Genomic DNA, 10,099 nt, shown 5'->3' on the forward strand with positions numbered 1-10,099 from the left:
GCCATGCAACGAGTAGCCGCTGTCCGTAGGCCCCGCAAGGTACGTCCTACCGCCGCCGGTGCGGTGACCTCACTGGCCGTCGAGGCTCGGGTCGGTCGAGGCGCTCGGGGACGGGTCCGCCGATGGGCTCGGGCCCTGCGAGGGCTCCTGGCTCGGGTCCAGTGCCCGGGGCGGCTGCTCGGTCGGGTCCGTGGACGGGCTGGGCGGCGAACCCGAGCCCTGGCCGGAACCTTGAGTGGGGCTCTGGCTGGGACCTGTGGACGGAGATGTCGAGGGGTGCGTGGCCGGTTGATGGGGGCTCTTCGGCCCGTCGCCCACGGCGTGCCAGTGGCTCGCGGCGCTGTTGCCGGTCGTCATGCCGGGCCCGTCGCTGCCCTTCTCGCCGTTCTCGTCCTTGTTGCCGCCGTGTCCCTTGTCGCCGGCGTCGGTGGGGTGTGCGGACCGGACGGGGTCGACGGCGACCATCCGCGCCGCGATGACGGCCGCTTCCGGCGAGGTGTCGTGCAGGTACGCCTGGTAGATCGCTTCGACCAGCCGGCCGTACGGCTTGGAGTGGTTGTACGACCAGGCGGCGGACGCACGGCCCGCGACGCTGGTCAGGTCGCCGTCGGCCGCGCACAGGTAGACACCGGAGCCCAGGGCTGCGTCGCTGATGTTCTGTGGGTCCCGCCGCTTGTCGCCGTTGCCGTCGACCCCGACCGCGCTCCACGTCGCCGGGATGAACTGCATCGGGCCCACAGCCCGGTCGTTCCGCTTGTCCAGATCGAAGACTCCCGCGTCGGTGTCTGGCATCGTGAGCGTCGGCCCGAAGATCGCGGGCGTCGCCTGACCGGTCGGGCTCAGGTGACTGCCGTTCGCGGAGCCGTGGTTGGTCTCGACCCGGCCGATCGCGGCGAGGTACTGCCAGTCCAGGCCGCACTCGGGGTTCGCCTCCCGGATGACGGCCGCAGCGCGCTGGTAGGCGGCGACGGCCTCGGCCGGGATGTCGGAGACCGCTCGGCCTCCGAGCACGTGGCGGGCCGGGAGCCTGTCACGTCCGGTCGCTGAGGACCTGTCAGCTGCGGCGATCACGATCGGAGCCGGCGGCAGCACCGGAGCGGGGATCACGCTGACCTCGGACGCGACAGCGGCTGGGGTGGCCGAGCTCGTGTTTGCGGGGCGAAGGCTGGCGGCGGCGTTGACAGATGACACGCACGCCATTGCCGCGAGTGTCAGGACGGTCGCCGCAGCGAGGCCGCGCACCGTCCGACGCGGGGCGCGGCACGCACCTCGGTGAGCGGCACCCTGGCCGCCGGTCCTGAGACCGGACCGAGGACTGGGCCGAGGACCGGACCAGGTAGCCGTGCCACGGCGGCCCGTGCCGCCCTGGCTCGTCGCGCGATCGCCGCCCCGATGGCTCGGCTCGTAGCGGGCCTTCGGCCGCTTCTGCGCGTGGCTGCCTGACTGCATGGTGTCCTCCGTGCCGCGAGCCGTCGACCGGCCCTACCTGAGTGTCGGCACGTGCGTGGGGCCGCTTGACCGGAGCGTCCGATCAGGGTCTCGGTCCGTCTCGTCCTGGCCCCACGTGCCGGTGCGTCATGGCGCCGCGACAGCGGCGATGGTCCGTGTGGCGGTCTCTTCGCACCGAGCGCATGCTGGCACCATGTCGCGCGCTGTCGAGGTGAAGGTGTCGGGCGAGGTGCAGGGCGTGTCCTTCCGCTGGTACGCCGCCCAGGAGGCAGTTCGACTCGAGCTGGTCGGGTGGATACGCAACGAACCCGATGGTTCGGTCCTCGGCCACTTCGAAGGTCCGACTGACGCCGTCGAGCAGATGCTGGCCTGGTGCCGTGACGGCTCACCGTCTGCCCACGTCAGCGCTCTCGCGGTCCGCGACGTACCTCTGACCGACGCCTCGGACTTCCGCGTCGACCACTGATACCGTCCTCCGACGATCGGGGCAGACCTGCGTCACTCCGCCGCGACGCCGGCCATGGTCCCGCGTGGGCGTTCTCTTCCGGCAGAGCGCATGCCGGCACCAGGCGGCGTCACCATCGGGATCTCGAGCCAGTCGGTCAGCTCGCTTGCGCCAGTGCATCCGCGATGACGGCCGCGGTCTGTCGCGGAGCCTCGTCGGGAATGAGGAACACCGCCCCGGGGATGGTCACCAGAGTCACGTTGGGCGACGCCACGAGGGTGGCGCGCTCAGCGTCGGTGAGACCACCGTCGCCCTTCTTCTCCGCGTGGACGACCCACGCCGAGCTGGAAGACGAGGCGAGCTCGGCGGCGAAGTCTCGGTCCGCGGCGATGTAGTCGAGGTAGTCGCCGCACAACCGAACTGCATCGGCGGGCCGGTTCTGCTTGAGGTCCTCGATCAACTCACGCTTGTGGGGGTCCGGGATGTCGGCAGATCGGACCATCAGCGGCATCAGCCTGAACAGCACCGCGAACGGCCAGCTCCCCACTCGCTGGGACGTCCGCACCACGGCGCGGAAGAAGCCTGCCTCGTCGGGTGGCGTCAGGCTGATGCCGAGGAGCACGACCGGTCCCGCGAACTGCCGCGACAGCACCATCTCCAAAGCGACCGTCGCGCCGTGCGAGAACCCCACGACCGCGCCGCACCTGTGCTCTGAGGCCAGCTCCGCGGCCCGACGCGCCAAGCCCGGGATGGACACGTCCCCGCACAGCGGCGCGCCCGCCATCCCGGGCAGAGTCGTTGCCACGAGACGAACACCGGACAGCACCGGCTCCGCCATCACCAGATCGAACGAACGAGCGGCGTTGGCTCCGCCAGGCAGGAGCAGGACCGACCGCTCCGCATCCGCCGGGCCGGAGATCAACAGCTCCCAGGCCTCTCGCATGGCACCTCCCTGGGTCGCCCCCCCCTCAGCGAATGTATGCCTGATGGTCACCCCGTAGAAGGCCCGAGCTCTGCCGAGCTGCGACGCCTACGGATGCCGATGGCCCAGTCCCTCCCTCACCGCGCCTGTCGGGGCGGGATGGAACGCACGAGTGTGCCGAGATGTGGTCAGGTCGGAGACGAGTGCTCCCGGGACCTCTCGCGCCTTGACAGTCGGGAGTGCACGATCGCACCCACCATCAGGGACAGTCCGACCGCCGCCATCAACGCTCCGGCGACTCGTAGCCACCCCGGCACGTCCGGGGCCAATGCGAGTATCAATCCGGCGAGAGACATGATGAATCTGTCCGAGTCGGGAAACACGTACGCCGCGATGAAGAACCCACCCGTCACGACCTGCTGCCAGAACGGCTCCCCGTCAGCAACGCTCCACAGCGCGAGGACGAACCAGGCGAACCCGAACACAAGCCACATCGGGTGCCGACGGGCGCGGGAATCGGAGGTCACACCGGGACCCTAACCGGGCACCCGCCCACAGACGTCGCGGCTGGCGAACCCATCGGCGGGCCTGAGCGAGCGTCTATACCACAGGACACGCCGGTCCGTGAGCCCGCACGCGAACCGCTCGTCGGAAAAGGGGCGTGGAGCGACGAAGGTCGCCGCCCAGCCACGATCCGAAACCCACCCCTCCGCGGGGCACGGGCCGGTCCTGGCTGGGCGGCGACCTCAGATGCTGGCGTCGATCAGGTGGGATCAGAAGCCGACGAGGCCCTCCTGCCACTCGATGAGGTCAGCGATCTTGGTGACCAGCGTGCGGTCGTGGAGACCGTGCGCCTTGCCCTTGGCCTGCTTCAGGATGTCCGCGGCGGCGGCGTGCCGGTCCTCGTTGTGCGCGGCCTCCGCCTCGGCGAGGTACTCCGCGACGTCACCGCTCAACTTGTCCACCCGCCTGCTGCCCTGCGTGCCGGCGGCATCGTTGATCTCGTTGACCTCCTTGAAGGTCACGCAGTTGCCGCCGCCGCTCACCACGCCGGCGGTCCACTCGATGCCTCCGAGCAGGTGCGCGAGGAAGAGCGGGTCGGCGTACGACGCGTCCACGTGCCCGGCGCCTTCGTACCAGGCCCGCCCGCCCTCGAAGTTGTGGCACCACGAGATCGGGTGGTCAGCGCCCATGGAGCCGCCGGTGTACGTCGACTCGTCGAGCGTCAGCAGAACGTGGACGTCAGCCCGCGGGTTGGTCGTGAAGTTGTACCACTCGTCGAAGCGGATCCACTCCTTCGGCAGCATCGCGGTGGACGGGTGCGTCGGGCTCTCCACCCGCATCGTGGCGGTCTGCTGCGCCGGGTGGTTCCGGAACCGCGCGCCGCCGCCGGTCAGCCGGCTGTACCACGGGACGGCGTGCATGGCGTCGGTGGCCGCGTGCATGCCGACGAAGCCGCCGCCGTCGTGGATGTAGCCCTGGAACGCGGCCAGCTCGGCGTCGTTGAGGGTCCGAGGACGGGCTGGGTTCTGGTCGTTCGTCCCGTCGACGTTCGAGGCGAAGATGATCGTCGCGTACTGGTCCAGGCTCTCCGCGGTGGTGAACGGCGTGCTGGGCAGTGTCAGCGCCGGCTGGCCTGGCGAGTTCGCCGTGGCGGGATCCCACACGTCCACGGTGAACCCGTGCTCCTGCCCCAGCGCGATGACCGCGTTGGTCGTGTCGTCGATGTGTGAGTGCCGGAAGCCCAAGGTCTTGCCGACCACCAGCACCTTGTACGGGCCGGCCGCGACCTGCTCCGGTGCCGGGGCGGCCTGACTGGGCGCGACCATCGATCCAGCGAGGGCCAGAGCGCCGACGAAGACGCCGGCGAGCTCGTGCCGACGAGTGGGATGCCTCATGGAGAGTTCCTTCCGAGTGCAGGAAGACGGTGAGCCACCGTCGGGGCGCCAGATTTGTTGCAGTTCCCAACAAATATCGGCGTCGCGACCGTATGACGCTCGTCACGTCCTGTCAACGCCCGTCGTCCTCGGCGGAGTTCACGAGCGGACAGCGGCCGAGCCGCGAGGACGAGGCGGCAGGATGGCCCCCATGGAACTCTCGGCGCCGCCGCGCTCGCCCCGCACGGGTGCTCGGGCCTCCGAGGTGCGCCGCCACAACTTGAGCGCACTGTTGGGATGCGTCCACCTCGACGGATCGGCCTCCCGGTCCCAGCTGGGAGCGGCGACAGGGCTGAACCGCTCGACGGTGGCCGATCTGATCCACGAGCTCGCCGGACGCGGGTTGGTCGTCGAGGACGGGATGTCGTCCACCTCGGGACGCGGGCGCCCCTCGCCGATCGTGCACGTGCGCGCGTCCGGTGCGGTGGCGCTCGCCGTCGAGCTCGGCGTGGAGTCGGTGGCGGCGGCCACCATCGGCCTGGGCGGCCAGGTCCTGCAGCAGCGTGTCGAGCTCCCCATCGTCAAGCCGTCGCCGCGGGAGACTGCGCGGCTGGTCGCCGAGCTCGCCGCCCTGCTCGGTCTGGCCCCGGCTGATCGCGGGGTCGTAGGCGTGGGTGTGGCGGTGCCCGGCCTGACGCGCCGGGCGGACGGGTTCGTGCACCTCGCGCCCAACCTGGGCTGGAAGAACGTCGACCTGGGCAGATTGCTCGCCGAGGCACTCGGCATGCCGGCCGAGCGGGTGCACGTGGGCAACGAGGCGGACCTGGGCGCGCTGGGTGAACACCGTCGAGGGGCTGGGCGCGGGTGCGAGAACCTGGTGTTCGTCTCCGGGGAGGTCGGCATCGGAGCAGGGTTGATCATCGGGGGGCGACCGATGCTCGGCGCGGCGGGCTACGCCGGCGAGGCCGGACACATGCTGGTGAACCCGGACGGTCGGCGGTGCACCTGCGGGGCTTCCGGCTGCTGGGAGACCGAGGCGGGTGAGGCGGCACTGCTGCGGGCGGCGGGTGTCCGCGGCATGAGGGGCGTCACCGCCGTCAACGCCGTGGTGGACAGGGTCGCGGCCGGTGACGCGTCCGCTGTGGCGGCTGTCGCCGAGATCGGCCACTGGCTCGGGATGGGAGTCGGCAACCTGATCAACCTGCTCAACCCGGAGGTCGTGGTGCTGGGCGGGATCTTCCAGCCCCTGTTCCCGTTCCTGCGCGACCCGATGCTCCGCGCTGTCCGCGCCAGGTCCCTCGACGAGGTGTCGGACCTGGTCACGGTGGTGCCCAGCGCCCTCGGGACGTCGGCGCAGCTCCACGGCGCCGCGGAGATGGCGCTGGCGGTGCTGCTGGCCGATCCAAGCCTGCGTTGAGGACGCTCGACCCGCCACCACCCCTCGCAGGTGCCTCCGAGTCGCTCCCGCGGTGATTTCGAGACAGTGGCGGGAGGTCAGTCATGGCACCAAGCGAGGGCAGCTACCGCGCGGACTCTCACTCCCTGTCAGGCCGCGCCCGCGAACTTCAGCAGGTCGACGAAGCCGAACTGGCCGGTGACCGGTGCGATCGGGGGCGCGGGCTTCCAGGCAGCGTCGAGGTAGAGGTAGGAGTTGGGATCGCGCTGCAGCAGTCCGACCAGCACTTCAGCGACGATCCTGCCCCCTACCGCGCCCAGCCGCTCGGCGTTGTTCGGGGGGAGCTCGGCCTCCTTGAGGATGTAGAACCAGAGCGGTGCCTGCCCGCCCCACCCCGGATCGTTGCTGAGACCGAGGGCTGCGTTGGTGAGCACCGGGGCGCGCATCGCCTGGGCGACCTGCTGGCCGGAGGGGAGCCCGACCTGCTTGCCGCGGAGCGAGTTGCGAACGGCGAGGTGGACCGTCGGGTCCGGAGGCGGGACGACCGAGGGAGGGAGCGTCGCGAGCGGGAGCGACAGCTTGGTGTCGATCTTGCGCGGCTTCCGCGCCGGGAAGTTGGGGTCGACGGGAAGGATGTTCCTCCAGTCGATGGCCAGGTCGGCGGGGATCGGGCGGCCCCCGTTGAGGTTGAACCCTCCCTCGGGCCCGAAGACCGGTACGCCGCCGCGCTCGAGCGTCGCCTGGTTGAGGACGTAGAAGGGCCGGATGATCGTGTGCCCGAACCGGTAGGCAGCAACGGCGAACTCGACCGGCATGAACGGGCGACCGTCCTTGTTGGTGGGCCGGTAGTAGCTCAGGGTGATCACGGGCGGCTTGCCCGCGACCTCCTTGTAGACCGTGCCGCTGGGCCCGACGAGCGCGTCACCGACGAAGCGGGGCAGGAAGTCGTGCGTCACCGCCCACTGGTAGTGCCACCGGGTGAGGCGACGCGCAGACTCGAACACCCACTCGCGGCGGACCCCTTGCCCGCGGACGTGGTCGACCATCCGATTGTGGAACTGGGCGACCGCCTTGTGGAACTGGACGACGATCAGGTTCTCGTCGTTGCGCGCCTCGGGAACGATCGCGCGGCCACTGGCGTCCCGCGGCAGGTCGACGACACCGTTGACGTTCAACGTCAGCAACAGCTTGTCCGGGTCGGCCGGGTCGTAGAACTGTGGTTCCGCTGCCGGCCCACGACCGTAGACCGAGTCGAGGTCGTAGCGCGGCGTCCGGAAGTTGATAGTCGCGTAGGGGTCCGCCTGCTGCTGAGCGAGCGGCGTGTTGTCGAAGGTGATGTCGTGGTCGATGAACTGCCCGATGAAGGTGAAGCCCGCGAAGAGCCGCGGACTGGTGTTCAAGAAGCTGTCGTCGGGAACCGTCTGGTCCTCCACCATCGTCCTGGCGAGACCGTCCAGGAGGTCGTCGCGCGGAGCGAACGGCGGCAGCTTCTTGAACATCACGCCGAACCGGCCCTCGGCCACCCGGTCCTTGCTGGCCAGGTACATGCCGCGGAGCTCCGCGCCGTGGAGAGCCGCGGCGCCGGGTGCGGCACTGGGCAGGACGGTGACGGCTGCGTTGGCGGCAGTCCGTGCCCTGCCGATCACGGCGCCGACCGAGAGGCCCGCCGCGCTGGCGAGAAACGCCCGCCGAGCGAGGTGACGCCGATGCCCGTCCGATGCGGACGGGCGCTTCGTGGAACTCATCTCCGTCTCCTCCCACTCTCCGATGCACTCGGGGTCCGACACTCGATGAGCGCCGGATCAGTCCACCGTCAGGTTGCCGTTCGCGAGTACCCCGGCCCGGGCGTAGAACACGGAGGCCGGGTCGAGGTCGGACGTCAGCAGCGTCACGGTCGACAGCTTGATCGAGAAGAAGTCGCCGGTCGACGGGGCGCGGTTGCGGTCGTTGTCTCTGACGATGACCTCGAAGCGACACCCGGACGTGGTCTGGGCGCACGCCTGAGGAAACCCAGCCGGGGCCGTCGTCGTCGTCCGGTAGCGGCCCAGGAAGATGAGCTCGTTCGTGCCCGGCGGCGGTTCCTGGCCGATGCACACCATCGACTCGAGCACCGGGTCAAGAGTGTCGACCGTCCCGTGCACGGCGAACCCGCCGCCGAGAGGGTTCGTGCCGTGGTCGGCGTACGAGAGCTCGATGTGCAGTCGACCGGCCGGCGGGTTGGTGCTGGTGCTGTTCGAGGAACGCTCACAGCTGAAGCTGAACCCGAACGACGCGGCGCCGGTGAACAGCACGCCGTCCGGCGGGAGCTGTCCGCCGCCCCGCCCGGTACACGCCGACAGCAGCGCCACCATGGTGGTGAGAGCGCCGATCGCGACTGACCGGCGTACCGAACGGGTCCGCGCACGAGTCATCATGCCTGTCTCCGATTCCCTCCGGCGCGGACCGCGAGGCCCAACCCAACGGCGCACGCCACTCCCTGAAAGGGCGGGTACCCGCCAACCCGAGGAGGGCATGCACGCCGCATCGAGGAACTTGGCGACATGTGCCGCAGCGCGACGGCCAGGTCACCGTGCCCATCGGAAGGGACGGCAGCGTGGCGCGACCCGCAGCGGGCCACGGGTCCCGGCGGGTCGCATGCAAGAAGTTAGCGGCTTTCCCGCCGGGACCTCCGAAGCGCGGCGCGGCATACCCGATCTTGGGTCCGCAGGCTGGTGTCACCATTCGGCGGCGCGCGCCACCCTGCGGACGGGATCGTGGTCAGCGGCGCGCAGCCCGCGGTGCCTGCTTCCTCCGGGCTCAGGGGCGGACCGTCCCGTGCCCGGGTCCCTGGTGCACCCGGTCCCGGCCACCCCGGCCGACGAGGGTGTCGTCCCCGGGTCCACCCCAGAGCGTGTTGTCCTCGTCGTCGCCGTACAACTGGTCGGCGTAGCGCGAGCCCACCAGGTCCTCGACGTCGACGATGACGTCGGTGCCCTCTCCGGTCGCGCGGGCACGCAGCAGGTCGCAGCGCACGCCGCGGTCGCTGCCCGCGAAGCTCGCGGTGTCCTCGCCGGGCCCGCCGTCGATCGTGTCGTCGCCGCGCCCGCCCAGGAGCACGTCGTCGCGCTCGTTCCCGTAGAGGATGTCGTCGCCTGCTCCGCCGGCGATGCGGTCGTTGCCGGCCAGGCCGCAGATCACGTCGTCGCGCCGCGTGCCGGACAGGTCGTCGTCGCCGAAGGTGCCGACCACGGTGCACGAGGCACCCCTCACGGACAAGGTCGCGATGGCCGTGTCGTTGACGGGGTTCGGGTCACCCACGGCCTTGATCGTCGCGGTGTCGGAGATCCGGCCGCCACGGACGAACGCTCCCGTCACCTCGATCGTCACCTTCTGCCCTGGCGCGAGGGCACCCAGCACACAGGTGAGCGTTCCGGTCGGCGCGCTGCAGGTGCTCGGAGTGACCGACCGGACCTTGAAGGCGGTCGGCAGCCTGTCGGTGAGGGTGACCGCCCCGGAGAGCGCGGCGCCCGTGTTCGTCACCACCACCCGGTAGCCGCTCAGCGAGCCGATCTTGGGCTGCGCGAGGAGCGCCGAGTTCGTGACCGACACGTCTGCCCCGCTGACGCCGGTGATGGTGACGGTGACGGTGCCGGTGTCGGTGCCGCCGTGGCCGTCGCTGATCGTGTAGGTGAAGCTGTCCGTGCCGTTGTAGCCCGCGGCCGGGGTGTACGTGCACGTGGTGGTCGTGCAGGTGACCGTGCCGTGCGCGCCGTTGGTCTTGCCGGTGACAGTGAGGGTGTCGCCGTCGGCGTCGGTGTCGTTGGCCACCACGTCCTTCGCGGCCGAGGGCGTGCCCTGGCTCGTCGTGATCGCGTCGGCGACGGCGTGCGGGGTGTCGTTGACCGGGGTCACGGTCACGGCGACCGTGCCGGTGTCGGTGCCGCCGTGGCCGTCGCTGATCGTGTAGGTGAAGCTGTCCGTGCCGTTGTAGCCCGCGGCCGGGGTGTACGTGCACGTGGTGGTCGTGCAGG

General features: G+C 70.5%; 9 protein-coding genes. 2 read left to right on the plus strand and 7 right to left on the minus strand.

The window, feature by feature from the left end; translation table 11 throughout:
• Positions 1-69: 69 nt before the first annotated feature.
• A complete protein-coding gene (locus tag HZF07_RS06300; RefSeq protein ID WP_220131831.1) occupies positions 70-1,011 on the minus strand; it encodes a lytic transglycosylase domain-containing protein in 942 nt (313 codons plus the stop codon).
• Between the two features lie 631 nt (positions 1,012-1,642).
• Between HZF07_RS06300 and HZF07_RS06305 the strand changes: the two genes are divergently transcribed.
• Positions 1,643-1,915: an acylphosphatase gene (locus HZF07_RS06305; protein ID WP_157340252.1), complete on the plus strand. Its 273-nt coding sequence runs from the start codon at positions 1,643-1,645 to the stop codon at positions 1,913-1,915.
• 136 nt (positions 1,916-2,051) lie between these two features.
• Here the strand turns inward: HZF07_RS06305 and HZF07_RS06310 are convergent, their stop codons facing one another.
• The 3 genes from HZF07_RS06310 to HZF07_RS06320 all read right to left on the minus strand — a co-directional run bounded on the left by HZF07_RS06310 (position 2,052) and on the right by HZF07_RS06320 (position 4,714).
• Entirely contained in the window at positions 2,052-2,837 is a 786-nt protein-coding gene (locus HZF07_RS06310) for an alpha/beta fold hydrolase (protein WP_157340253.1), read from the minus strand.
• Positions 2,838-3,004: 167 nt separating this feature from the next.
• Complete coding sequence (locus HZF07_RS06315) at positions 3,005-3,343, minus strand: hypothetical protein (RefSeq protein WP_157340254.1); 339 nt, start codon at positions 3,341-3,343, stop codon at positions 3,005-3,007.
• A 246-nt stretch (positions 3,344-3,589) separates the two neighbouring features.
• Entirely contained in the window at positions 3,590-4,714 is a 1,125-nt protein-coding gene (locus tag HZF07_RS06320; protein ID WP_157340255.1) for a ThuA domain-containing protein, read from the minus strand.
• 346 nt (positions 4,715-5,060) lie between these two features.
• Between HZF07_RS06320 and HZF07_RS06325 the strand changes: the two genes are divergently transcribed.
• Positions 5,061-6,110, plus strand: coding sequence for an ROK family protein (locus HZF07_RS06325; RefSeq protein ID WP_198346337.1), 1,050 nt, complete (start codon positions 5,061-5,063; stop codon positions 6,108-6,110).
• Positions 6,111-6,238: 128 nt separating this feature from the next.
• Here the strand turns inward: HZF07_RS06325 and HZF07_RS06330 are convergent, their stop codons facing one another.
• The 3 genes from HZF07_RS06330 to HZF07_RS06340 all read right to left on the minus strand — a co-directional run.
• A complete protein-coding gene (locus HZF07_RS06330) occupies positions 6,239-7,834 on the minus strand; it encodes a peroxidase family protein (protein WP_157340257.1) in 1,596 nt (531 codons plus the stop codon).
• Between the two features lie 57 nt (positions 7,835-7,891).
• The gene (locus HZF07_RS06335; RefSeq protein ID WP_157340258.1) at positions 7,892-8,503 is read right to left on the minus strand and encodes a hypothetical protein; all 612 of its coding nucleotides are present in this window, start codon (positions 8,501-8,503) and stop codon (positions 7,892-7,894) included.
• A gap of 382 nt (positions 8,504-8,885) precedes the next feature.
• A partial coding sequence (locus HZF07_RS06340; protein ID WP_181644866.1) for an Ig-like domain-containing protein occupies positions 8,886-10,099 on the minus strand: 1,214 nt, incomplete at its 5' end.

The sequence above is a fragment of the Nocardioides agri genome (assembly GCF_013778305.1).
In the GTDB taxonomy this organism is placed as follows: Bacteria; Actinomycetota; Actinomycetes; order Propionibacteriales; family Nocardioidaceae; genus Nocardioides; species Nocardioides agri.

What these genes read in the sequence shown, in the direction of transcription:
- HZF07_RS06335 (WP_157340258.1), bottom strand. Translation starts at nt 8,503, where the DNA reads ATGATGACTCGTGCGCGGACCCGTTCGGTACGCCGGTCAGTCGCGATC.
- HZF07_RS06310 (WP_157340253.1), bottom strand. Translation starts at nt 2,837, where the DNA reads ATGCGAGAGGCCTGGGAGCTGTTGATCTCCGGCCCGGCGGATGCGGAG.
- HZF07_RS06305 (WP_157340252.1), top strand. Translation starts at nt 1,643, where the DNA reads ATGTCGCGCGCTGTCGAGGTGAAGGTGTCGGGCGAGGTGCAGGGCGTG.
- HZF07_RS06330 (WP_157340257.1), bottom strand. Translation starts at nt 7,834, where the DNA reads ATGAGTTCCACGAAGCGCCCGTCCGCATCGGACGGGCATCGGCGTCAC.
- HZF07_RS06320 (WP_157340255.1), bottom strand. Translation starts at nt 4,714, where the DNA reads ATGAGGCATCCCACTCGTCGGCACGAGCTCGCCGGCGTCTTCGTCGGC.